Origin of the sequence: Corynebacterium sp. HMSC076C10 (assembly GCF_001812455.1) — a bacterium.
Taxonomy (GTDB): domain Bacteria; phylum Actinomycetota; class Actinomycetes; order Mycobacteriales; family Mycobacteriaceae; genus Corynebacterium; species Corynebacterium jeikeium_D.
In genome coordinates this window covers 1-23,440 of the sequence record NZ_KV809129.1, presented here as the reverse complement: position 1 = coordinate 23,440, position 23,440 = coordinate 1, and the positions used below count along the sequence as shown (strand labels likewise).

Below are 23,440 nucleotides of genomic sequence, written 5' to 3'. Positions count from 1 at the left end.
GCTGGTAATCTTGCTGGAAATGGCGGTTTACGTCTTCCTTAATACCGTGAAGGAACCAGGTTGCCGCCAACTTGAGAGGTATTGCTGACCATATCCTCTGAGGGTGCGCGAGATTTCTTAACTGAAGTTTCGTTTAGCTCACTGGCCAGTAATACTGATTAAGTGTTGTGAGGACCCACAACGGCCTGAACATAAGTGTGGAGTTCGGAAGGGAGTTTTCGTGCCAGAGTTTCTGAAGGTGGGCGATAGGTCACCTCGTGTAGCCGAGGTACGTTCTACCCTGGCTCGTCTTGGGCTTCTGCCTAATTGGGAGGGCTCAGCCGCGGAGGAAAACTCGCCTCAGTGGTCTGGTGACGATGACCTCTTTGATGAGGATATGCGCAACGCTCTCCTGGCGTTCCAACAGTCCCGCGGTGTCTATGCCGACGGGATCATCCGCGACAGCACCCTGCGCCTACTGCGAGAAGCCTCGTACACTCTGGGCACCCGCGTACTGTCCTACGATCCACTGTCACAAATGACCGGTGAGGACGTAGGCGTTCTCCAAGCTACCTTGCAGGAACTCGGCTTCCACGATGCCCGAGTAGACGGCCACTTTGGCCCGAAGACTGATGCCTCTGTACGTGAATACCAGCTCAATTACGGGCTGGAGCCCGACGGTATCTGTGGTCCCGTTACTCTCCGGGCGCTCAGCTACTTGGGCAGGAGAGTCACTGGTGGCTCGGTAAACGCCTTCCATGAGAAGGAAATACTGCGCACGATGGGGCCGAAGCTCTCTGGCAAGCGCATTGTCATTGATCCAGGTCTTGGGGCAGGGGAGCCCGGCATTGTGGTCGACGGCCCTTACGGTCAGATTTCTGAAGAAGAGATTCTTTGGGATTTGGCCTCTCGCATCGAGGGTCGCCTTGTCGCGGCTGGTGCAGAGACTATTCTGTCTCGTCCTCGTACCGACAATCCGTCCATCGAGGATCGCGCTGAGATGGCCAACGCATTTGGCGCTGACGTCTTCATCTCCCTGCAGGCTGACCACTATCACAACAACCGCGCCAGCGGTATTGCGACCTTTTACTTTGGCTCGATGAAGGGCTCCAACTCCATTCTTGGCGAACAGCTCTCTGGCCTTATTCAGCGGGAGATTGTTGCCCGTACGAGCCTGGTGGACTGCCGCTCGCACGCCCGTACCTGGGATCTCCTCCGTCTGACCAGGATGCCCACGGTGGAAGTCGCCGTTGGTTACCTGACCAACGAGGAAGACGTCGCAATTCTTTCTTCCCCAGATCAGCGGGACGTAATTGCCGAATCTATCGTTGTCGCTGTAAAGCGTCTGTACCTGGGCGATGAAGAGCAGCAGCCAATGACCGGCGCTTACAGCTTTGCGCAGCTGATTGAAGAGGAAAAAGCCTAAACACGGCTGACCAATGAAACCCGGCGCTAAAGACTGAACAGCTTTGAGCGCATAAAGGGTTCTTTCGCACTTAGATCCAACGCATGGCCGATTTCTTCGTCCCAATCCAATTCCGCATCCAACTCGATACGGAGTTTCGGATGAATCGGATGTGGAGTGACCACCCGAAACCCGGAGTCAAGAAGGGTTCGCGTACGAATCAAATCACCGGCGTTATGGTTAATCGCCGCCAACGAATCTGAAATACACGGCTTAGGATTTAGCTTTTCTTCAAGTTGCGCTTCGAAATCAGCGATTAGATTCTCCGTACCGTCGTCAGGCGTTGGCGACGACGGCGTGGATGCCGACATAGAATCCGCCGTGCCACTGCAACCAAACGCTTCTACCGCTGAAATCCCGCGCAGCGCGAGCTTGTGCAGAGCGGTCACAATGAGCACGCGGAGCATGTCATCGTCAACCTCTAAAGCGTTGTAATGCAGACTCGTCAGCGCAATCGCATCCGGCGATATTGGTCCGGAAGGCATGGAAAATGTCGTCGGGCAGAAGCGTGGCGGAGCAAAGAGCAGCGTGCCGACGGTCTCAGGTTTCCCATCGATAAGTGATGCCGGTGGCTTTCGTCGTAGCGAATATCCGCACGGTCCCCAGGAAAGGTAGACGGTATTGAGCCATGCTTCCTTCTCCAATCGCACCTGGGCGGCTAAATCAGGGCTCAAATCGCCATTTAAGAGGCTTTCACTAGCTCCGCCTGGCCGAGTAGGGGGTTGGCCGTCCGAATGCTTTAAATCACCGTTGAGCGCTTCATCCTCTTCTGGCGTGCTGGGGTCCAAATTAGGTTCGCGCGGCTCAGTCGAGAACTGGGGTAGGGCAGTTGCTGTACGGATATGCTCCATGCCCTGTTCCCAAAACAGGCTTAACATCGTCTCTGGATAGATTCCTTCGATGTCGGCCAGCGAAATTTTCTCGATGAATACTTCAGTCACAGTAACCGGGTTTACTCTTCGTCGAGATGCATCAGTGACATGATGCGATCAAAGTCCTCGAGGTTGCCGAATTCGATAACGATTTTGCCCTTACGCTTGCCCATCTGGGCAGTCACCTTCGTATCAAAAGAATTGGACAGGCGGTCAGCCCAATTGTGAAGGACCTCCGGCTGCGGAGTGGGCTCACGGTGCTGCTTTTTCGGTCGCTCGCCGGCATTGAGTAATGTCACTGCTTCTTCGGTCGCACGGACGGATAGTCCTTCAGCAACAATTCGCTCGGCGAGGCGCTGCTGTTCTTCCTTACCTGCCTTAACTCCAAGCAAGGCGCGTGCGTGACCAGCCGACAGAACACCGACCGCTACTCGTCGCTGTACCTCCACCGGCAACTGCAAGAGTCGAATCATGTTGGTAATAACGGGCCGCGAGCGACCGATTCGATCCGCCAGCTCTGCCTGAGTTACACCAAACTCTTCGAGTAGCTGCTGGTACGCAGCGGCCTCTTCGAGTGGGTTTAGCTGAACGCGATGGATGTTCTCTAGTAGGGCATCGCGAAGCATGTCCTGGTTTGGAGTATCGCGAACAATGGCGGGAATCGTGTCGACCCCAGCTCGCTGAGAAGCACGCCAGCGACGTTCACCCATGATGATTTCAAACTCGGGTTGCGGCGCGTTCGGATCTTCCTTGCGCGCTGCCTCGAGTGCGGCCGCACGACTATCCTCAGAGATTGGTCGTACGATAATCGGCTGCAATAGACCGAACTCACGAATAGAGTGAGCGAGCTCATTCAGGGGCTCCTCATCGAAGACCTCTCGTGGCTGCTTCGGGTTCGGCGTGATCAGCTTCAAGTCGATCTCGCGATAGGTCGCGCCAAACTCGTTTGCGGCCGAAGCGTCAACATCGGTCGGCTCCGCGCTGCTATGGTCCGCTACTCCCGACGTCGCCGAGGGCAATGTTTCACGTGAAACATCGCTAGACTTACCAATAGCCTTATCGTCACTGTGACGTTTCTGCGCCTCATCGGTATGAGGCTTGCTCTGGCCGGATTTTGCAGATTTTCCGGCGTTCTTCCCTTCAGTCAACGAGGTGCCGGATCCCGTCGCGGCTGCCCCCAGTACGTCGGCAACTCCGCTACTTCCAGGCTGCTTCGTCCCCTGGGTACGGCGGGGACCGAAGATAATATCCGCGGCACTCTCACCTACCGAGGGGTTAGCCGCCGGAGCAGTTGGGATCAGCGCGGCGATACCGCGACCGAGCCCTCCCTTGCGGTTCTCCTTTTTTTGATTCGACATCGGTAACTACTCCTAGTGGCTTTAATTTGTCTCAGTGGAATTGGACGGGGTAGGGGAGGAAGCTGGTTTTTGCCTAATCGCACTTCCACCCGAAACTGCTGAATAGTCGCCACGCGTTGCCAATTCCTTCGCGGCGTCAAGATAAGCAACTGCGCCCCGAGACCCTGGATCGTAGGAAATTACGGTCTGCGAATATCCCGGCGCCTCCGATACCTTCACAGATCGAGGGATGAGATTACGTAGCACAACCTCACCGAAGTAGTTACGAACCTCATTGGCAACTTCTTCCGAAAGCTTGGTGCGGCCATCGAACATAGTGAGCAGCACAGCAGAAATATGTAGCTCCGGATTGAGATGCTGACGAATCATCTGCACGTTATTCATCAGCTGAGTCACACCCTCCAAGGCGTAAAACTCACACTGAATCGGGATCAAAACCTCGTTGGCGGCAGTCATCGAATTCAGAGTCAACAGACCGAGCGAAGGAGGGCAGTCAATAATGAGAAAGTCAAAGCCGTTGTCAATCAGGTACTGATCTGACACTGCATCGAGAAGTCGGCGCTCACGGTTCAGGAGCGAGACCAGCTCAATCTCGGAGCCCGCCAAGTCCAATGTCGCTGGCACACAAAAGAGATTCTCAGATTCAGGGGAACGCTGGATGACATCGTCAATCTGTAGTTCGCCAATTAGAAGCTCATACGTCGACGGGGTCCCGGAAACATGCTCAATCCCCAGGGCCGTAGAAGCATTTCCCTGCGGGTCATTATCGATGACTAGCACCTTGAGACCATGCCGCGCGAGCGCCGACGCGATGTTGACTGCCGAAGTGGTCTTGCCCACGCCACCCTTCTGGTTGGCGATAGTAATACGGCGCGGGCGTTCGGGGCGTGGAAGCGATAAACGGTTCGGGGCCTTAACTTGCGCTGCCCGTTGAGCTGCCGCAGCGATGGGTGTGTCTTGCCAGGACTTCCGGCTCATTAACTATTCCCCTTACAAGCACAGCAATCACCAATCATGGCCACTGGAGTGCGAATAAAAACTTAGTAACTATCTGCAAAAGCGTAATCATCAAGCCCCAACAAGCGTTAGACGCCGACGATTGTGGAAATGTTTCACGTGAAACATCCACCTTGGCCGGTAGGACTTTGCCATACCGCGATACTTATCCCACTCTAGCCCGACGGCACTACGCGCCTCAATGTCGAAACCAAAACACAAGCGAACCGGCAGTGGAGTAGGGGAGGGGGACTTACAACCTACTTCTTCTGAATAATCACGGCGTACGTCGAAGTTCCCAACACGGAACCGCCAACCTCTACAACGCGGGGATTAGTTCCCTTCGCCTTGGCAATAAGCTTTGCGTCCCGATCAATCTCCTCTTGCGCAGTTCCACCCTTCAGTGCAACCATCGCGCCTCCGGATTTAACTAAAGGAAGCGACCAGCCCGCCAATTTCCCAAGAGGGGCAACAGCGCGAGAAGTGACGACATCTACTTGGCCAACCTCAGCGCGAACCACTTTCTCCTCAGCGCGGCCGCGAACCACGGTCACATTGTCCAGCTCGAGATCTTCCACAACCTCGTTCAAGAAAGTCGTACGGCGCAGCAATGGTTCCACAAGAACCACCTTCAAATCTGGTCGTGCAAGAGCAAGCGGAATCCCGGGCAAGCCTGCCCCCGAACCAATGTCCGCAACTAGAAGCCCTTTGCCTATCGCTTCTCCAACTACCGCAGAATTGATAATGTGCCGATCCCACAGCTTTGGAGTTTCACGTGGCCCAATCAAACCTCGGACTGTAGCCTCCTCAGCCAACCATGAATGGTAGCGGTATGCTCGATCGGCATTCCCTCCAAACACGGTATCTATCACCGAACGCAGATCCGGATCGACCAAACCTGCGGAGGCTTCTTGATTATCGACGTCTTTCGCGGAGTTACCCAACAGTTCCACTAACCTTTCCAATGGGGCAGCTGTGCCGTCACCCGTCGAGCTTTTCATTACCCCTAGTGTACGACAGTGCAACAGCCATGTTTCACGTGAAACATTGACCGGAGTTGGATGCCAAACTCCAGGCCCCACAGAAAATTACATGCCTGTAATAACAGCGACGTTGTCTGCGCGATAGAGTACCAAGGCAAGCAAAAACGCCCCGCATCAACTGCGGGGCGTTTCGATTAATTAACTTATGTAGACGAAGGGCGATTCCACTTCAGCTATTTCTTTTTCCGCTTCCGGTTCTTCCGATTTGCGGGTTTCTGTCCTGGCGCTGGCTTCGAGACTGGGCCCTGCTGTCCCTTCCCCGAATTACCATCCGGAAGATGGCTAGAAGCCTTGTTCGCTGCAGAGGCCTGACCGGACTGCGCCTGCTGCGCATTCTGCGCTGCCTGACGCTTGCCACCCTTCTTCGGATTGATTGGCTTCTGGCCAACCTTCGGAGCGAGCTTCTCCTGTGCCTCGCGCTTGGCAGCCTTCTTAGCTGCGACAGCTTCCTTCTCTTCCTCATCCAGCTTGCCGAAGATGTAGCGCTGCTGGAAGTAGGTCCAGACGTTGTTAGTCACCATGTAGACAAGAAGGCCGATGTGCCAGAAAGCACCGGTAACAAGAATCATGATTGGGAAGAACCAAAGCATCATCTTGTTCATCATGTCCATCTGCTGACCCATAACGCCTTCCTGGCGCTTCACCAGACCGGCTTCCTGGCGGGCACGCGTGCGGTCAACAGACATGCGAGCGTTGAAGTGCGTTGCAAGTGCCGCGATAACAATCAGCGGAATGGCAACGATCATGATGTCCATGCGGGTGAAGTCCGCAGGCGTACCAGGCACAGTAAAGGCTGCGTATTGATCCTCACCCATACCAACCGAACTGGACAGTGGAGCATTGAGCACACGAGCCAGCAGGAAGGACCGCACCTCATCTACGCCGAAGATGTAGTTAGGCGTATTCCAGTTCTGTTCCACCGACATGCCGAGCGCATTGCCCGACGTACCCGTTCGGTTGAACGAACGCAGCACGTGGAAAAGACCAATGAACACAGGCATCTGAACCAGAATCGGCAGACAGCCGCCGAGCGGGTTGACACCCATTTCCTTCTGTAGCTGGCGCATAGCAAGAGCCTGAGCCTGCTGATCGTTCTTGTACTTCTCCTTGATGGCCTGCATCTCAGGAGCGAGTTGCTGCATCTTGATGGCAGAACGCTGCTGGTTCAGCATCGGCTTAAACAGGAGGATACGGATGGTGACCACAAGCAAAATAATGGCCAGCACCCAGGAGATACCCGAGGAGGGATCGAATAGGAAACCTGAGGCCTTATGCCAGAACCACAGGATGGCCGAAATCGGCACATACACGAAATTGAGCACGGTCTAAGATCACTCCGTTCTTTAGGGGACAGCGCACTCGCGCCTTCGTCTACAAAGCCCCGTCAAAGGCTAAGCATTACTAGAGGTTACCTGTGCATTCGCCTCAACCACGAACCCAGGCCGGGGAATGTGGCAGGAACTGGATCCCAGCCACCCGGATGCCAGGGTGCGCAACGGAAGATGCGCAAGAGAGTCAGCCACAGGCCACGAATAGCTCCGAAACGGCGCACAGCCTCAAGACCATATGCGGAGCACGTCGGTTCAAAACGACATGTGCTCGTGGGCTTCAGATTAGAGATACGACGGCGGTAGAAGAGAATCGCCCTCTCAGCCACACGTGCGCCGGGGGCCTGGGCGAGGGGGCCGTCGTCAAGCGAATTAGCGCCGACGTTCGTATGTGGCGAGTGCCGATTGCACATCGTGGGACAGCTCCTGGCTGGTGGCTGTGGCAGATGCAGGCAGCGCGCGAACGACAATGTCCATGGTGGACGGAAGATTCTGCGCGGCCGCGGCCATAACATGGCGGAGCTTGCGGGATACAGCGTGACGAGTCACGGCGTTACCCACAGCTTTAGATACGACAAGACCGACACGCGGACCACCAAACCTGGCAATCTGCGTATCGGTCTTATCTTCACCGCCAGAAGCGGCGGTGTCACGAATATGCAAGACCAAGGTCTTGCGTCCGATTCGGCGTCCACGTCGTACGGTGACCGTGAAGTCACGCGAAGAACGCAGCTTATTGCTCTGAGGGAGCACCGAAATCGGCGTCCTCTTACTTAAGCGGACAGGCGGGCACGGCCCTTGCTGCGGCGTGCTGCCACAACGGCGCGACCGGAACGGGTACGCATACGGGTACGGAAGCCGTGCACGCGTGCACGACGGCGGTTATTCGGCTGGAACGTCCGCTTCGACACGGTTGACACTCCTTGAAACTCAAACGACCACGAGTCCACGCTGAACACACCGCAGTAAACTCCTCGCTTCGAGTGCGAGGCAGCGATGCGTCTGACGCATTCCCGTGATGCACGGAAAAATTACTTACCGACAGATTGAAAGCTACATGCGTTCTGTCGGGTCCAAGCACAAACTCGGACTCATATCTCAATGGATATGAAACACCCAGATAGGGTACGTCGAATCGAGCGAGAAATTCAAATCAACACGCCGGATTTACCTGGAGAATCATTTTCCAAGTTTTCCGACGGTACCGATGTTGACCTGTGGAAATACTGACCTATGCACTGCAATCCACAGGGCGTTTATCCCATCAGCTGTGGATAACTTCCACACCATGAATCACAGCGAGCAGGGGAAATCACGTGTTTACCTAGGTAAACGCAGACTAGGGGGCTATTTTTCATTGTGGGCAAACTGTGGATAAACTGTTAGTCAATTAGCGACAAGGTTTATCCACAGGTGTGGACAAACATGTGGAAGTCCTGCTCGGGGCGTATAGCACCTTGTGTAGAAACACCCCACAGGGCGAATTACAAGAAATAGCCCCCAAATGGGCAGATATGGCACTCTCGCCATGCCAAAAACACTCCACAAAAACAGGTCGCCTCGATAAATTTGATGAACGTAAACATGTAAAAGGACATTCACACAGTGAGCGAACAACCAGAATTGCCAGGTGGACTCTGGGAGCAGGTCGTTTCTATCCTGACTTCACCAGAAGGTGCGCCGGAGTTGGGCATTGCACCACTACGCCCGCCACACAAGGCACTGCTGCGGTCAGTGACGCACACTGGTGACTTTCCAGGTTTTTTCCTGCTCAGCACTCAATCGCCAGTGGTGCAGGCGCTGGTAAAAGAAGAGCTCAAGGGCATTATCGAGGCCGTCTTAGCTTCGCTGACCGGTGAGGAGTTGGAAACGGTCATTACCGTTGCCGATCCTGCTGACGACGCTGAAGATAGCCAGGCAGCAGAGACCACTCAATCACCTGCACAGCACTCGGGACAGATGCCATCTGCAGCTTCGCGTCCGCAGCAGGCTCAGCGTCAACAGCCAAACCAGCAGCACCAGCAGCAATCTGGCCGCAACTACCCGTTCCCCAGTGCAGATGCGAATGACTTCAATCGCCACGAGCAGCACCAGGGATCGACGCAGACGCCACAGGTGCCGCAGACACACCAGCAGAATGTCCATAATCAGCAGAGTGCCCAGTCACAGCACCGATCGATGGACGCAGTGGATTCAATGGCGCAGGGGCTTTCGCACTCATCTGCCGAGAATCCGATGACTATTGCTGATCAGCGCCAGGTCACAAGTCCTTTCCGCTCCGAGAGCCACGGCACTCCAACCGAGATGAGCATGCCTTTCGAGGAGCCCACCCTCAACCCGAACTACACCTTCGAAACCTTCGTCATTGGTCCGCAGAATAAGTTCGCCGCCGCAGCCGCCGTCGCTGTTGCGGAGTCTCCGGGGCGCACCTACAACCCGCTGTTTATCTCCGGCGGTTCGGGTCTTGGCAAGACGCACCTGCTCCACGGCATTGGTCACTACGCCAAGCATTTGTACCCTAACCTGCGGGTTCGTTACGTTTCCTCGGAAGAGTTCACCAACGACTTCATTAATTCCGTGCGTGACGACGCCCAGGAATCCTTCAAGCGTCGCTACCGCGATTTGGACATGCTCATCATCGATGACATCCAGTTCTTGGAGGGCAAGGAAGGTACACAGGAAGAGTTCTTCCATACGTTCAATGCCCTGCACCAGTCCAATCACCAAATTGTGCTGTCGTCGGACCGCCCACCACGCGAGCTTAAGACCCTGGAGGATCGCCTTCGTACCCGCTTCCAGTGGGGGCTCAATCCGGATCTGCAATACCCGGACTTGGAGACGCGAATCGCAATTCTGTCGAAGAAGGCACAGCTGTCTGATTTGGTCGTTCCGCATGATGTACTCCAGTACATCGCGGAGAACACCTCGTCTTCTATTCGTGAGCTCGAGGGGCGTCTACTGCAGATTAGCGCTCACGCATCCATGATTCATGAGCCTGTGACCTTGAAGTTTGCGCAGGAGATCCTCGGTGCCGACGAAATCGAGGTGCAGATTACCCCGGAGATCATCATCTCCACCACGGCTGAGTACTTCGACCTAACGGTTGCGGATTTGGTGGGCCCGGGTAAGACTCGTCCGGTCGCTCATGCTCGCCAGATCGCGATGTACTTGACGAGGTCCTTCACTGAGCTTTCGTTGCCGTCGATTGGCCGGGAGTTCGGAAATCGTGACCATTCGACGGTTTTGCACGCTGAACGCAAGATTGTTAAGGAAATTCAGGAGAAGAAGCCCTCAAAGGACCAGGTCAACGACCTGACTACGCGCATTCGAGACCGAGCTCGCGGCACGGCTTAAAAACCTTGGGCTCTGCGTGCGGAATTCTTGTTATTAACTGCGGTTTTTCCGTGCACAGAGCTGTGGACAACTCGTAAATTTTGTGGATGAAAGATGAAGCCCGAACACTATCCACAGACACCCCAAGTTATCCACAGTTAGACGCACTGGTTATCCACAGCTCGAAACCGGTGAAGACCAGCGGGAATCATGTAATTTCACAATGTGCACACCCCCTATTACTACTCCCGACTTTAAAAATCTCTAGAAACTTCTAGATAAAAGGGGGCCTGCGCACAACCTCGGGCAAACAACCTCTGGCGCACAACTTCATAAATGCCAAGAACGAGTAAGAACTACGATTAAGCACTAGACGGACTACAAGAATCCCAGTGAGGTCTTTGGCAGTCTGCAGTAGAGTTGTACGATGGAATCTTTGTAACTCCAGTCATGTGCGCTGACATAGCGTGCTGACAACACAAAAGACGGCTAATAACAGACATCCAATACCGGTGGAGGAACGATGGAGCAGACCGATGTCCGTATTCGCGCGGCTAAGGACGATCTCGCGGGTGCGGTGAGCTGGGTTGCTCGTAACCTGCCTGCACGCCCGACTCAGCCGATTCTGCGTGGCATGATTTTTCTCGCGGATGACAATGGTCTGCAGCTCGCTGGCTATGACTACGAGGTCTCGACTCAGATTCGTATTAGCGCAGAGGTCGATGAGCCCGGTCGCTTCGCCGTCAATGGCAAGTTGGTTTCTGACATTGTCTCTAAGCTGCCGAATAAGCAGGTAGAGATGCACTTTGATGGCACGAAGGTCATCGTTCGCTGTGGTTCTTCCCGCTTCGAGTTGCCAAGCCTGACCTTGGAGGATTACCCGCAGCTACCAGAAGCTCCGGCTGCTACCGGCACTGTCGATGCCGCTCTGCTGGCTGAGGCTATTGGTCAGGTCGCTATCGCTGCCGGCAAGGATGAGTCGCTGCCGATGCTGACCGGTATCCGGATGGAAACCGAAGGTAACGAAGTCACTCTCGCTGCCACCGACCGTTTCCGCCTGGCGGTTCGCAGTTTCGAGTGGGAGCAGATCCCGGAGGGGGAGACTAAGCTGCTCATCCCGGCAAAGACCTTCGCGGAGACTGCCCGCACTCTCGATACCACTTCCAGTGAGCCAGTGACCTTGGCATTCGGCGACGGATCCGATGATCGTGAGGTCGGCTCCGAAGGTCTGCTGGCTATCCTCGCCGATCCTCGTCGCACTACCACGCGACTGCTGGACGCCGAGTTCCCGAAGTTCCGCCCGTTGCTGCCGAAGCAGCATTCCTCCATGGCTGTTGCCCGTGTTGACCAGCTGCAGGATGCCATCCGTCGTGTGTCTCTGATGGCCGATCACGGTGCGCAGATTCGCATGGACTTCTCCGACGGCCAGGTTGTCCTTTCCGCTCATGGCGACGAGGTTGGTCACGCAGAAGAGACTGTGGCCTGCAACTTCTATGGGGAACCACTTCTGATTGCCTTCAACCCGCAGTACCTGCTCGAGGGGCTCAGCGCTGTTCGCTCCCACCGCGTTCTGCTGGGCTTTACGCAGCCCTCGCGTCCCGCGATTCTCATTCCGGAGCCGGAAGCTATCCCGGAGCTCGGTGAGGACGGCTTCTACCCAACGCCGGAGACCGACTTCACTTACCTGCTGATGCCTGTACGCCTGCCGGGCTAGTCTGCGGCTATGCACATTCGGTATTTGTCCTTGCGGGACTTCCGCTCCTGGCCGGAGTTGGAAGTCGAGTTCACGCCTGGAATTACCGTATTTACCGGGCAAAATGGCTACGGCAAGACCAATATCGTCGAGGCCGTTGGGTATCTCTCCACGCTCGGCTCGCATCGAGTGTCTACGGATGCTCCGCTGGTTCGTTCGGGGACCCCGTCGGCACGCATTTCGGCGACGGCGGTCAATGATGGCCGCGAGCTGACGGCGCATCTGCTCATCAATCCGCATCGCGCGAATCAGGCGCAGATTAATCGCACGCGGCTGAAGTCTCCGCGGGAGCTGCTGGGGATCGTTAAGTCGGTCTTTTTCTCGCCCGAGGATCTCACGCTGGTCAAGGGCGAGCCCGCTTCCCGTCGCCGATACATCGATGATTTGCTCGCTTTACGACGGACACTGTCCGCCGGTATCCGCATTCAATATGACAAGATTTTGCGTCAGAAGAATGCGCTGCTGAAGTCGGCGGGCTCGACGCTGCGCCGTGGCTATTCTTCCTCGGAGGGGCAGGCCGCACTGAGCACGCTGGATACCTGGGATGCGCAATTGGCGCAGGTGGGAGCGGCGTTAATGGCTGCGCGCATGGATTTGATCGCCGAGCTTTCCGAGCATGTCAGCGAGGCCTATGCCACGCTTGCCCCGCACTCGCGCCCAGCCACGATTGCCTATGCGCCGAAGGTCGACAGTCTGGATGGCGGGCCATTGCCCAGCGAACCGGAGCTGCTCGAGGCACTGCTGCTGACGAAGATGGCGGAGCGCCGCACCGCGGAGATTGAGCGCGGTTCCTGTCTCGTTGGTCCGCATCGCGATGATCTCAACCTCATTCTCGGCAATGACCCCGCCAAGGGCTTCGCTAGCCACGGCGAGACCTGGTCTTTTGCACTCGCGCTGCGTCTCGGCGCGTACTTTTTGCTCCGTGCCGATGGGCCCGACCCGATCTTGGTGCTTGACGACGTGTTTGCGGAGCTCGACCGGCATCGTCGGGAAGCTCTCATGGAAATCGCGCAGCAGGCTGAGCAGGTGTTGATCACCTCGGCGGTGGGAGAGGAGTTGCCTCAGGCACTGGTCGAGGATTCTTCGGTGACCCATCACACGGTAACGGTGGCGCAGACTGAGCAGGGGCGAATCTCACTGCTGGATGAAAACCCAGTCGCGGAAGAGTGACGGGTATGGTCGAGAACATGGAGCCGGATAACTCACCGGAAGAGGAAAACGACCTGATCAGTGACGCTTTCTTCCGCATGCGCGATGCCGCTAAGGAGGGCGGTCACAAGTTACCGAATCTCCAGCGGCCACCGAAGAAGAAGGGCTCGTGGTCTGGCCTCGATAGCCGTGTGCCTGTGAAGGCCGCGGAGGGGATCGTTGCGGACGTCGATAAGCAGCGGGCAGCGCAAGCAGTGGTGCGAGATCGTGCCGGTACGGTAATTTCGCCGAGCCTGTTGAAGGAGGCGGGGATTCGGCTGTACCGGAAATATGACCGTCGACCTGCGCCGATTGGTGCGGTGCTGAATAAGGCAGTAGTTGATCGCGGTTGGCAGATCCATATTGCCCACGGTGTGATCATGACGGAGTGGGATTCGATGGTCGGCAAAGTTGTCGCGGAACACTCCGAGGTCAAGGAGTTCAAGGACGGCACTTTGGTGGTCGAGTGCCAATCGACAGCATGGGCAACACAGCTGCGGCTAGCACAGCGACAGGTTTTGAAGTCCATCGCGGAACGCGTCGGGGATGGGGTGGTTGAAGAAATTAAGGTGCTGGGGCCGAAAGCGCCGAATTGGCGCAAGGGCAAATTGCACATCGAGGGCCGAGGACCGCGTGATACTTACGGGTAAAGGTCGGTAAACGGTCTACGAATAGGCATCGGTATGCGTAAAACTGCGAAATTTGGTCCTTTGAGCGCATCGGCTATATCCACAGTAGGGGACTACGTTGGGGTAAGATGGGCAGGAGAATACCGGCAGGCGGTTCTTGAGACGTTATCGGCATCCAAACTAGCCAGACCTATCTAGTAGTCCTATGTAGTTCTGGCTGGCGCCGATAGCGCTTGACCGCCGGCCTATTTTTCGCGCGCTGACGAATGTTGCGCGGGGAGAGAACCAAGAATAGGAGACGCGCCGAATCGTGGCTGCTACCGAACATCAATATGACGCCTCATCGATTACCATCCTCGAGGGCCTCGAGGCCGTGCGTAAGCGGCCGGGTATGTACATTGGCTCGACTGGTGAGCGTGGCTTGCACCACCTGGTGTGGGAGGTTGTAGACAACTCCGTCGACGAGGCGATGGCGGGTTATGCCACCGATGTTGAGGTCACTCTGCTGGAAGACGGCGGCGTTCAGGTCCGCGATAACGGCCGTGGTATTCCTGTCGAAATGCACCCGTCGGGCATGCCGACGGTGCAGGTGGTTATGACTCAGTTGCACGCCGGCGGCAAGTTTGACTCCGAGTCCTACGCTGTTTCCGGTGGTCTGCACGGTGTGGGTATTTCGGTGGTTAACGCGCTGTCGACGCGTATGGAAACCGAGGTCATCCGCGATGGCTACACCTGGTACCAGAACTTCGACCAGGCAGTTCCGGAAGAAATTGTCCGCGGTAAAAAGACTCGTGGTTCGGGTACCACGCAGCGTTTCTGGCCGGACCCGGAGATTTTTGAGACCACCGATTTCAAGTTCGACACCATTTCTCGCCGCCTGCGCGAGATGGCGTTTTTGAACAAGGGTCTGACCATCACGTTGGTGGACAAGCGTGTCTCCGAGGAGGAGCTCGAGGCTGAGGCTCTGGCGGAGCAGGCGGAGACCGAATCCGCTGAGATCGCCAAGGATGCGGCTGAAGAGCAGAAGGAGCAGGCAAAGAAGACCACCAAGCCGAAGGAGCGCCGCAAGGTCTTCCACTACCCGAATGGTCTGCGGGATTATGTCGAGACTTTGAACAAGTCGAAGAACATCATCCACCCGACCATCATTTCCTTCGATGCTGCAGGTGATGGCCACGAGGTCGAGATTGCCATGCAGTGGAACTCGGGTTACTCCGAGTCGGTGCACACCTTCGCCAACACCATTAACACCATTGAGGGTGGCACGCACGAAGAGGGCTTCCGTTCTGCGTTGACATCGCTGATGAACCGCTATGCGCGTGAGCACCGACTGTTGAAGGAGAAGGAAAACAACCTCTCTGGTGAGGACTGTCGTGAAGGCCTCGCTGCCGTGATTTCGGTGAAGGTCGCCGATCCACAGTTCGAGGGCCAGACAAAGACGAAGCTGGGTAACACCGAGGTGCGTTCTTTCGTCCAGCGCATGACCAATGAGCACATCGGTCACTGGCTGGAGGCCAATCCGGCTGAGGCTAAGGCCATTGTTAACAAGGCCATTGCTTCGGCGCATGCCCGTCAGGCGGCTCGTAAGGCCCGCGACCTGGTGCGTCGTAAGTCCGCGACCGATCTTGGCGGTCTTCCGGGTAAGTTGGCGGACTGCCGTTCGAAGGACCCGAAGCAGTCCGAGCTGTTCATCGTGGAGGGTGACTCCGCAGGTGGTTCTGCAAAGGCAGGCCGAAACTCGCTGTTCCAGGCCATTTTGCCGCTGCGCGGTAAGATTTTGAACGTCGAGAAGGCGCGCCTGGATAAGACGCTGAAGAATAACGAGGTCCAGGCCATTATTACGGCGCTGGGCACCGGTATTCACGACGAGTTCGATATCGAAAAGCTGCGCTACCACAAGATTGTGCTGATGGCCGATGCCGACGTCGATGGTCAGCACATTGCCACGCTGCTACTGACGCTGCTGTTTCGCCTGATGCGTCCGCTGATTGATGAAGGGCACGTCTACCTCGCTCAGCCACCGCTGTACAAGCTCAAGTGGGCCAAGGGCGAGCCGGGCTACGCCTACTCAGATGCTGAGCGCGATCAGCTGCTGGAAGAGGGGCTGGCCGCCAACCGCAAGATCAACAAGGACGATGGTGTCCAGCGCTACAAGGGTCTCGGTGAGATGAACGCCGCCGAGCTGTGGGATACCACCATGGATCCGGATCACCGCGTGCTGCGTAAGGTCGCCCTCGAGGATGCACAGAAGGCCGATGAACTGTTCACCATTCTGATGGGCGATGACGTCGCTTCACGACGTTCGTTCATTACCCGTAATGCGAAGGACGTTCGCTTCCTCGACGTTTAAGCCGGTACCTGGTTTTAGTTTTCGCCTTGTCGGTTCCCCTGACAAAACCTCAGTTCAGCCATTAATGTTTATGAAATGGAAGATACTCGGGGAAGCATGGTCAACGGGGAACCGCCAGTCGAGCCACGTATTGTGCAGGAGACTTTGCCAGATGGCTCCGTGACCCCGATGGCGCTTCGGTTTCCCGAAGGTTCGCCTCGGGGCATTGTCGTTATTTGGCCGGGCTTTGGCATGGGTGCTCGCTACTACCGGCCGATTGCCCAAGAGTTACAGCGCCGAGGTTTTTGCGTCCTGACCTCGGAGTTGCGCGGCCAGGGTAACCAGACTGCGGTGGCCACCCGCCGTCACAATTGGGGCTACCAGGATCTCGCGTCGGTGGATTACCCGTTGGCCGTGGCGCGGGCTCGCAAGGAGTTTGACCACCTCGCGGCAGGGGAGAAGCTACCCATCTACTTGCTGTGTCATTCCATGGGCGGTCAGATTGCCTCGCTGTATCTGGCCCGACCGGAAGCGGACGTGGCCGGCGTAGTGATGGTTGGCTCCGGTACTCCGCACTACAAGTGTTTTACCGGCAAGGAGTACAAGCGACTCCGTTACGGTGCACCGTTTATGCAGGTGGTGTCCCAGATCCTCGGTTATTGGCCAGCGGGCAGGCTTGATGTGGCCGGCTATGGCCGGCAGGCTCGTAACCATGTGGTGGAGTGGGCGCGGTTCTCTCGTACGGGTCTTCTGCGACCGCGCGGTGCGGACATCGACTATGCCGCTGAGATGCCTAAGGTGACCACCCCGGCGCTGCTGCTGAACTGTGGCGGTGACCGTGACTGCCCGGCGGAGTCGGCGCAGGCATTGGCGCGGATGTTGCCGAATTCGGCGAAGTACGAGTTCATTGAGCAGCGCCTGGGACATAACCGATGGGCGCGTGAGCCGCAGGCTGTGGTTGACCGCTTCGAGCGGTTCATTGAGGAAATTTAAACCGCAATTTTCCAACCTGTAATCTGCGCTTCTTAACGTAGATACTTATGGCAACATCACCTAAAAAAATATCTGAATTTTCCCGTCGGCACTTCCTGCAGACCGCCGCAGGAGTCGGTGCCGTCACCGCTGCGAGCACGCTGCTGCCACCATCACTGCGCCACGCGCTCGCGCAGCCCCGACCGGCTGGCTCTCTTGATCAAATTGAGCACGTAGTCGTGTTGATGCAGGAAAACCGCTCTTTTGATCACTACTTCGGCACTCTCCGAGGTGTGCGGGGGTACAACGACAATTCCGCTTTGCCGGGTGTTTTTAACCAGAGTGGGATTAGCCCGTACCTAATTCGAAACGCTGCGAATCGCGGTGATCTTTCGGTGGAGTACATTGCAAGTCTTCCGCACGGTTGGGAGGACGGGCAGATTGCACTAAACGGTGGACGCTGCAACGGCTGGATTGAGGCTAAGGGCAAAGGCACGATGGCCTGCTATGACCGTCAGGACATCGCGTTCCAATTCGCACTCGCAGAGACATTCACTATCTGTGATGGCTACTTTTCTTCAATGCCTACGTCGACAAGCCCGAACCGCAACTACCTGTTTTCGGGTGATACCCGAAAGGAACCGTGGGGGACTGGAGCGGTTGGCAATGCGGCGTACGAGCCGACGCACCCGGGGTACAGGTGGCGCACGTATGCCGAGGATCTCTCGGCGGCTGGGGTGCCATGGCGCGTCTACCAGGAGTGGGATAACTACACGGACAACAACCTGGATTTCTTCGCCGCGTTTCGAAATATTGGCCGCAAGGTCATTCGTGAGGCCGGGCTGCCTGGTCTCGACATGACGGGCTTCCACGAGGAGCTGCTGGAACTGGGCGATGGGATGCCGCCAACTGCAGAGCAGCAGGAGATGGTCGACCGCCTGAATGCCGCTGTGGAGAAGCTGCCTGAGGCGGAACGGAATCTCTACGATCGTGCACTTTACCGTCGCCAGCCGGGCACGCTCGCTGATGCTTTCCGACGGGACGTTGAATCCGGACAGCTGCCAAAGGTGTCCTGGATTGTGCCGTCGGCCGCGGAAAGCGAGCACCCGGGAGCGTCCTCGCCGATTCAGTCGGCGAATATCACTTACCGCCTGTTGGATGCGTTGGCCTCCAACCCGGAGGTGTGGGCCAAGACCGTCTTCCTGATTAACTTTGACGAGTTTGATGGTTACTTCGACCATGTGGTGCCGCCGCTGCCGCCGAAGAATGAGCCGGGGGAGTGGTACCTGGGCAAGCCGAAGGGGCTCGGGTTCCGCGTCCCGATGACTGTCATTTCACCGTGGTCGGTGGGTGGTTTGGTGTCCTCAGAGGTCTTCGATCACACTTCGGTGATCCGTTTCCTGGAGCAAGTCACCGGCGTGAGCTGCGGAAATATCACTGATTGGCGTCGTCGGGTATGTGGTGATTTGGTATCCACACTGGACTTCTCGGCGTCTACGGGAATGCAGCTTCCAGAGCAGCCGGGACCAGCGCCGGAGTTTGTGAAGCGCTGGGAGGCGGAGCCGGCCGGTGACTATCCTGTGCAGGAGTCCGAGCAGGCGACCGCGCTGCCGACACCGTACCGGCTGCACGCCTACCTCAAAGACGGCAATCTTGTACTGGTCAATGACGGTTCCCGTGAGGCTGTTTTCGCTGTTTACAGTGGTAACAAGGTAGAGCACCACACCGTGCTCGGCACATTAGAGCTGCGAATTGGACTTCTAGACCGCGAACTTACCGTGTGCGGCCCGGACCGCTTCCTGCGTGTGTTCAGCAAGACGGCGAAGGAGTTGCCGGAGGTCACTTTGGAGCACGTGTCGGGACGTGTTCTCGTCGGCGGGCAGGACCGAACGGCTGATTATGTCCGTGATGGCTGGTACGAGGTCGAGCTGACTGAAGGTGAGGCCACGGCGTATTACACGGGCCGGCTGGAGTCCGGCAATCGCATTCCGACCAGCCCGTTTACCCGAAAGAGTGACTAGGCCCTGTCCTTGGCTAAGTGCCGCCTTTGACCAGATCCCACGTCTCTGCGAATGACAGCTCTTCGCCGTTGGTGGTGAGGAGTATGTGTGCAAGTAGTGCGCCCAGTGCGGTGTTGCCAAAACTTAGTGGTTTCACGTGAAACGTTGCGTAAGCGACCGCCTGCGCTGCCGCAGAAATCGCGGGAAAGCTACGGTGACCAGCAATGACACCTGAGCTGGCGGCAGCAATGGCGCTGATTGCCCATGGTCGCACAAGTGTAGCGTCAGCCAATTCCGGCACTTTGGCCACCAGTTCGTCGGTAGCCGCCAGGATTGCGGCCTCGCTGAGAGGCTGAACTTGGGGCGCACTCATTCCTCTGCTCCCCGGGGGCTCGGGGAGCTCAACTTTCGCAGCAGCGCCATGTCGGTATCAGTCACACTTGCCGTAATTTCCCGAGCCTGACCTTGCTGAAGGGCTCTCGCTGCGGCGGATTCGATGGCGCGAATGACGGCCTCGTGTTTAGACACGCCCTCCATGTGCGCCAGCAGAGCCAAGGCGGTGTCCTGTTCTTTCGTGAGCCTCAAGGTCATCGCCATCGCATTTGCTCCCTGCTATCTAACTGCGCTTCTTAACTGCGCTAGTTTGTTTCTCGCTATCAGGCCTAAAACCCCAGATTTGATACCACAATGGTATCGAAAAGTTGCACACGGCGTCGAAAAGCGGGCTCTAAAGCCCTGTAGAATGGATGCGAACCTCTTTTAAGTAAAGGAAGCAGTCATTGAGCGACGATAACAACAACGACGGCTCATCTTTCGGAAGTGGAGTATTGGGCCACCAGGTTCGCCCGATCGACATCAATGAAGAGATGCAGTCGAGCTATATCGACTACGCCATGAGCGTGATCGTTGGCCGTGCGCTGCCGGAGATCCGTGATGGTCTCAAGCCGGTGCACCGCCGCATTCTCTACGCCATGTTCGACAACGGCTACCGCCCGGAGCGCGGCTATGTGAAGTCCGCAAAGCCGGTTTCGGACACGATGGGTAACTACCACCCGCACGGCGACAGAGCTATTTACGACACCATGGTGCGCATGGCGCAGCCGTGGTCCATGCGCTATCCGCTTGTCGACGGTCAGGGTAACTTCGGCTCCCGCGGTGACGACGGCCCCGCAGCTATGCGTTACACCGAGGCCCGTCTGACGCCGTTGGCCATGGAAATGGTGCGCGATATTCGCGAAAACACCGTCGATTTCCAGCCGAACTACGACGGTCGTACGACAGAGCCGGTTATTCTGCCGTCGCGTGTCCCGCAGCTGTTGATGAACGGCTCCGGCGGTATTGCCGTCGGTATGGCCACCAACATCCCACCGCACAACCTCCGTGAGGTCGCGGATGCCATCAACTGGTGCCTGGACAACCCGGAAGCGGATGAAAAGACCACGCTGGATGCGGTCATGGAGCGCATCAAGGGCCCGGATTTCCCAACTGCCGCCCAAATTGTCGGCGATAAGGGCATCAAGGAGGCCTACACCACCGGCCGTGGTTCGATTCGCATGCGCGGTGTGACCTCGATTGAGCAGGAGGGCACCCGTCAGTCGATTGTCATCACTGAGCTGCCGTACCAGGTCAACCCGGACCGCATGATTGCCAACATCGCGGATCAGGTCAAGGACGGGCGTCTGCAGGGCATTGCCTCGATTGATGACGAATCTGACCTGAAGTGGGGCATGCGTATCGTCGTCAAGCTCAAGCGCGACGCCGTACCGCGTGTGGTGCTGAACAACCTGTACAAGCACTCCCAGCTGCAGACCAGCTTCGGTGCGAACATGCTCGCCATCGTCGACGGTGTGCCGCGTACGCTGCGCATTGACCAGATGGTGACGCTGTATGTCGCCCACCAGATTGAGGTCATTGTTCGACGGACCCAGTTCCGCCTGGACGAGAAGGAAAAGCGCGCCCATATCCTGCGCGGCCTGGTCAAGGCTCTGGATATGTTGGACGAGGTCATCGCCCTGATTCGCCGGTCCGCCACGGTTGATACCGCGCGCACGGGCCTGATGGGTCTGCTCGAAATCGACGAGATTCAGGCTGACGCCATTTTGGCGATGCAGCTGCGTCGCCTGGCTGCTCTGGAGCGCCAGAAGATCATTGACGAGTTGGCTGAGATCGAGCTCGAGATTGCCGACCTGAAGGACATCCTGGCCAACCCGGAGCGCCAGCGCGCCATTGTCAAGGAAGAGCTGACCGAGGTAGTGGAGAAGTACGGCGATGACCGTCGTACCCAGATCGTGGCCGCCGAGGGCGACGTCACCGAAGAGGACCTCATCGCCCGCGAAAACGTGGTTGTGACCATTACCTCCACGGGCTACGCCAAGCGCACCAAGGTCGATGCCTACAAGGCCCAGCGCCGTGGTGGCAAGGGCGTTCGCGGCGCGGATCTGAAGCAGGACGACATTGTCCGCCACTTCTTCGTCTGCTCCACGCACGACTGGATTCTGTTCTTCACCAACAAGGGGCGCGTCTACCGCCTCAAGGCCTACGAACTGCCGGAGGCCACTCGCGCTGCCCGCGGCCAGCATGTCGCCAATCTGCTGGAGTTCCAGCCGGAGGAGCGTATCGCCGAGGTGCTGCAGATTCAGAGCTACCAGGACAGCCCGTACCTGGTGCTGGCCACCAGCGAGGGCAAGGTCAAGAAGTCTCGCCTGGAGGACTACGAGTCCGCTCGTTCCGCTGGCCTAATTGCCATCAACCTGCGCGAAGGCGACTCCCTCATCGGTGCTCGTCTGTGCTCTTCGGACGATGACCTGCTGCTCGTCTCCGAGCGCGGCCAGGCCATTCGCTTCACTGCCTCCGACGACGCACTGCGCCCGATGGGGCGCGCCACTGCTGGTGTTCAGGGTATGCGCTTCAAGGGCGACGACAAGCTGCTCAGCATGGTCGTGGTCGAGGAAGATCACAATCTGCTGGTCGCCACGACTGGCGGCTTCGGCAAGAAGACCAAGCTCAGCGAGTACACCCCGCAGAACCGCGGTGGTATGGGCGTGCTGACGCTCAAGTACGACCCGAAGCGTGGACCGTTGATGGGCGCCCTGGTGGTCGACAACGACGACGAAATCTTCGCTGTCACCTCCGCCGGCGATATCATCCGCACCAACGTCAACGAGATTCGCGCCACCTCGCGTGCCACCAAGGGCGTGCGCCTGGTCAACCTCGCTGACGGCGTGGAACTGCTGGCTATTGACCGCAACGTCGAGGATGAGGGCGAGGAGACCGCTTCCAAGGTCTCAGAGGCCGGAACGCTGGACGTAGTCCCGAAGCGCACCGGCGCCACCAAGAGCACCGGTGCTGCCGAGTCCGGTGACTCGGAGGCGGAGAAGGAGTAAGCGCATGGCCGAAACTAACTTGGTAGTCGACAAGGTGAGCCCCTGGTCCGCCATGCGCATTACGGCGGCCACTGGTTTTATTGGCTTCCTCGTCTGGCTTGCCGCGGTTGGCCTGCTCTACCTCTTGCTCTCCGGGATGGGATTGCTCGCTCCGATCAGTGAAATGGTCGGCGGGGAGGATTCCATCAGCGCGGGTCTCGTCCTTGGTCTGGCGGCCGCTGTGGGAGCGCTGTGGTGGGTGCTGTCGATTGGGCTCATGGCCCTCGGCGCGGTTATCTACAACGCGTGCGGCGGTCTCGTCGGAGGTCTCAAGATTTCGCTTGCCGACGACAGCTAGGCTGCCTAGTCTCCCGCTGGCCCCGGTGTCACCCCCGTTCGGTGGCTCCGGGGCCGCGTTGGTTGAGAGGTATTTTCAGTGACCTGGTTATGAAGTAGCCATAATGACTACTTAATGACTGCTTTTTAACTCAATATTTAGGCCTCTGAACAGGCGATTTGTGAAGTGTGATGGTTACGGGTTAAGTTATATCTCGTTCCACGGGGCCTATAGCTCAGGCGGTTAGAGCACTTCGCTGATAACGAAGGGGTCGGAGGTTCAAGTCCTCCTAGGCCCACTGCCGAACAAGGTATAATTGCTCGGTGTACGGGGCTTTAGCTCAATTGGTAGAGCACCTGCTTTGCAAGCAGGAGGTCAGGGGTTCGATTCCCCTAAGCTCCACAAGGAACAAAATCCCCCGGTCGTAAGACCGGGGGATTTTTTGCGTTCTGGGAATGCCGCGGATTCGGGTTAAGTAGCAAAAAGTGTGTCCGCT

Annotated in this window: 20 protein-coding genes and 2 tRNA genes; 12 read left to right on the top strand and 10 right to left on the bottom strand. The window is 57.2% G+C overall.

The window, feature by feature from the left end:
* The first annotated feature begins 220 nt into the window (after window positions 1–220).
* Window positions 221–1,405 (top strand): N-acetylmuramoyl-L-alanine amidase, encoded by a 1,185-nt coding sequence (locus tag HMPREF2857_RS06260; protein WP_070643181.1) that lies wholly within the window; start codon window positions 221–223, stop codon window positions 1,403–1,405.
* A gap of 26 nt (window positions 1,406–1,431) precedes the next feature.
* On the opposite strand, the gene HMPREF2857_RS06255 is transcribed toward HMPREF2857_RS06260, so the two are convergent.
* The 8 genes from HMPREF2857_RS06255 to rpmH all read right to left on the bottom strand — a co-directional run bounded on the left by HMPREF2857_RS06255 (window position 1,432) and on the right by rpmH (window position 7,952).
* A complete protein-coding gene (locus tag HMPREF2857_RS06255; RefSeq protein ID WP_070643179.1) occupies window positions 1,432–2,385 on the bottom strand; it encodes a hypothetical protein in 954 nt (317 codons plus the stop codon).
* Between the two features lie 11 nt (window positions 2,386–2,396).
* Window positions 2,397–3,674: a ParB/RepB/Spo0J family partition protein gene (locus tag HMPREF2857_RS06250; RefSeq protein ID WP_070643177.1), complete on the bottom strand. Its 1,278-nt coding sequence runs from the start codon at window positions 3,672–3,674 to the stop codon at window positions 2,397–2,399.
* A 21-nt stretch (window positions 3,675–3,695) separates the two neighbouring features.
* Window positions 3,696–4,652, bottom strand: a complete 957-nt coding sequence (locus tag HMPREF2857_RS06245; RefSeq protein ID WP_070643176.1) for a ParA family protein — start codon at window positions 4,650–4,652, stop codon at window positions 3,696–3,698.
* 278 nt (window positions 4,653–4,930) lie between these two features.
* A complete protein-coding gene (gene rsmG, locus HMPREF2857_RS06240) occupies window positions 4,931–5,566 on the bottom strand; it encodes a 16S rRNA (guanine(527)-N(7))-methyltransferase RsmG (RefSeq protein ID WP_224783766.1) in 636 nt (211 codons plus the stop codon).
* Between the two features lie 320 nt (window positions 5,567–5,886).
* Complete coding sequence (yidC, locus tag HMPREF2857_RS06235; protein WP_070643174.1) at window positions 5,887–7,035, bottom strand: membrane protein insertase YidC; 1,149 nt, start codon at window positions 7,033–7,035, stop codon at window positions 5,887–5,889.
* A gap of 86 nt (window positions 7,036–7,121) precedes the next feature.
* On the bottom strand, window positions 7,122–7,454 hold the full coding sequence (gene yidD / locus HMPREF2857_RS10910) for a membrane protein insertion efficiency factor YidD (protein ID WP_083310519.1): 333 nt from the start codon (window positions 7,452–7,454) through the stop codon (window positions 7,122–7,124).
* A complete protein-coding gene (rnpA, locus tag HMPREF2857_RS06230) occupies window positions 7,414–7,794 on the bottom strand; it encodes a ribonuclease P protein component (protein ID WP_048731381.1) in 381 nt (126 codons plus the stop codon). Before rnpA ends, yidD begins: the two co-directional genes overlap by 41 nt.
* A 20-nt stretch (window positions 7,795–7,814) precedes the next feature.
* A complete protein-coding gene (gene rpmH / locus HMPREF2857_RS06225) occupies window positions 7,815–7,952 on the bottom strand; it encodes a 50S ribosomal protein L34 (protein WP_005511646.1) in 138 nt (45 codons plus the stop codon).
* Window positions 7,953–8,646: 694 nt separating this feature from the next.
* Here rpmH and dnaA point away from each other — a divergent pair.
* From dnaA to HMPREF2857_RS06190, 7 genes are all read left to right on the top strand, one after another.
* Entirely contained in the window at window positions 8,647–10,395 is a 1,749-nt protein-coding gene (gene dnaA / locus HMPREF2857_RS06220) for a chromosomal replication initiator protein DnaA (protein ID WP_070607171.1), read from the top strand.
* A gap of 502 nt (window positions 10,396–10,897) precedes the next feature.
* Entirely contained in the window at window positions 10,898–12,088 is a 1,191-nt protein-coding gene (gene dnaN, locus HMPREF2857_RS06215) for a DNA polymerase III subunit beta (protein ID WP_070600956.1), read from the top strand.
* A 9-nt stretch (window positions 12,089–12,097) separates the two neighbouring features.
* On the top strand, window positions 12,098–13,297 hold the full coding sequence (gene recF, locus HMPREF2857_RS06210) for a DNA replication/repair protein RecF (RefSeq protein ID WP_070643172.1): 1,200 nt from the start codon (window positions 12,098–12,100) through the stop codon (window positions 13,295–13,297).
* A gap of 5 nt (window positions 13,298–13,302) precedes the next feature.
* Window positions 13,303–13,965, top strand: coding sequence for a DciA family protein (locus HMPREF2857_RS06205; RefSeq protein ID WP_048731374.1), 663 nt, complete (start codon window positions 13,303–13,305; stop codon window positions 13,963–13,965).
* 289 nt (window positions 13,966–14,254) lie between these two features.
* The gene (gyrB, locus tag HMPREF2857_RS06200; RefSeq protein ID WP_070643171.1) at window positions 14,255–16,294 is read left to right on the top strand and encodes a DNA topoisomerase (ATP-hydrolyzing) subunit B; all 2,040 of its coding nucleotides are present in this window, start codon (window positions 14,255–14,257) and stop codon (window positions 16,292–16,294) included.
* A 75-nt stretch (window positions 16,295–16,369) separates the two neighbouring features.
* Window positions 16,370–17,266 carry an alpha/beta fold hydrolase gene (locus HMPREF2857_RS06195; RefSeq protein ID WP_371441567.1) on the top strand — a complete coding sequence of 299 codons (897 nt, stop codon included), beginning with the start codon at window positions 16,370–16,372 and terminating at the stop codon, window positions 17,264–17,266.
* Between the two features lie 47 nt (window positions 17,267–17,313).
* Complete coding sequence (locus HMPREF2857_RS06190; RefSeq protein ID WP_070643167.1) at window positions 17,314–19,266, top strand: alkaline phosphatase family protein; 1,953 nt, start codon at window positions 17,314–17,316, stop codon at window positions 19,264–19,266.
* 13 nt (window positions 19,267–19,279) lie between these two features.
* Here the strand turns inward: HMPREF2857_RS06190 and HMPREF2857_RS06185 are convergent, their stop codons facing one another.
* Window positions 19,280–19,618: a hypothetical protein gene (locus HMPREF2857_RS06185; protein ID WP_070643166.1), complete on the bottom strand. Its 339-nt coding sequence runs from the start codon at window positions 19,616–19,618 to the stop codon at window positions 19,280–19,282.
* The gene (locus HMPREF2857_RS06180) at window positions 19,615–19,842 is read right to left on the bottom strand and encodes a CopG family transcriptional regulator (protein WP_070643164.1); all 228 of its coding nucleotides are present in this window, start codon (window positions 19,840–19,842) and stop codon (window positions 19,615–19,617) included. The genes HMPREF2857_RS06185 and HMPREF2857_RS06180 overlap by 4 nt, the downstream gene beginning before the upstream one ends.
* A 269-nt stretch (window positions 19,843–20,111) precedes the next feature.
* Here HMPREF2857_RS06180 and gyrA point away from each other — a divergent pair, with 269 nt between their 5' ends.
* The 4 genes from gyrA (at window position 20,112) to HMPREF2857_RS06160 (ending at window position 23,346) form a co-directional block, all read left to right on the top strand.
* Window positions 20,112–22,628 (top strand): DNA gyrase subunit A, encoded by a 2,517-nt coding sequence (gene gyrA, locus HMPREF2857_RS06175; protein ID WP_246819641.1) that lies wholly within the window; start codon window positions 20,112–20,114, stop codon window positions 22,626–22,628.
* 4 nt (window positions 22,629–22,632) lie between these two features.
* Window positions 22,633–22,965, top strand: coding sequence for a DUF3566 domain-containing protein (locus HMPREF2857_RS06170; RefSeq protein WP_049181937.1), 333 nt, complete (start codon window positions 22,633–22,635; stop codon window positions 22,963–22,965).
* Between the two features lie 203 nt (window positions 22,966–23,168).
* Window positions 23,169–23,242, top strand: a tRNA-Ile gene (locus tag HMPREF2857_RS06165).
* Window positions 23,243–23,273: 31 nt separating this feature from the next.
* A tRNA-Ala gene (locus tag HMPREF2857_RS06160) sits at window positions 23,274–23,346 on the top strand.
* The last annotated feature ends 94 nt before the right edge of the window (window positions 23,347–23,440 follow it).

Coding starts and splice junctions, on each gene's coding strand:
- HMPREF2857_RS06250 (WP_070643177.1), bottom strand. CDS start 3,674: ATGTCGAATCAAAAAAAGGAGAACCGCAAGGGAGGGCTCGGTCGCGGT.
- HMPREF2857_RS06245 (WP_070643176.1), bottom strand. CDS start 4,652: ATGAGCCGGAAGTCCTGGCAAGACACACCCATCGCTGCGGCAGCTCAA.
- yidD (WP_083310519.1), bottom strand. CDS start 7,454: ATGTGCAATCGGCACTCGCCACATACGAACGTCGGCGCTAATTCGCTT.
- dnaN (WP_070600956.1), top strand. CDS start 10,898: ATGGAGCAGACCGATGTCCGTATTCGCGCGGCTAAGGACGATCTCGCG.
- recF (WP_070643172.1), top strand. CDS start 12,098: ATGCACATTCGGTATTTGTCCTTGCGGGACTTCCGCTCCTGGCCGGAG.
- HMPREF2857_RS06205 (WP_048731374.1), top strand. CDS start 13,303: ATGGTCGAGAACATGGAGCCGGATAACTCACCGGAAGAGGAAAACGAC.
- HMPREF2857_RS06195 (WP_371441567.1), top strand. CDS start 16,370: ATGGAAGATACTCGGGGAAGCATGGTCAACGGGGAACCGCCAGTCGAG.
- HMPREF2857_RS06190 (WP_070643167.1), top strand. CDS start 17,314: ATGGCAACATCACCTAAAAAAATATCTGAATTTTCCCGTCGGCACTTC.
- HMPREF2857_RS06185 (WP_070643166.1), bottom strand. CDS start 19,618: ATGAGTGCGCCCCAAGTTCAGCCTCTCAGCGAGGCCGCAATCCTGGCG.
- HMPREF2857_RS06180 (WP_070643164.1), bottom strand. CDS start 19,842: ATGGCGATGACCTTGAGGCTCACGAAAGAACAGGACACCGCCTTGGCT.
- gyrA (WP_246819641.1), top strand. CDS start 20,112: ATGCAGTCGAGCTATATCGACTACGCCATGAGCGTGATCGTTGGCCGT.
- HMPREF2857_RS06170 (WP_049181937.1), top strand. CDS start 22,633: ATGGCCGAAACTAACTTGGTAGTCGACAAGGTGAGCCCCTGGTCCGCC.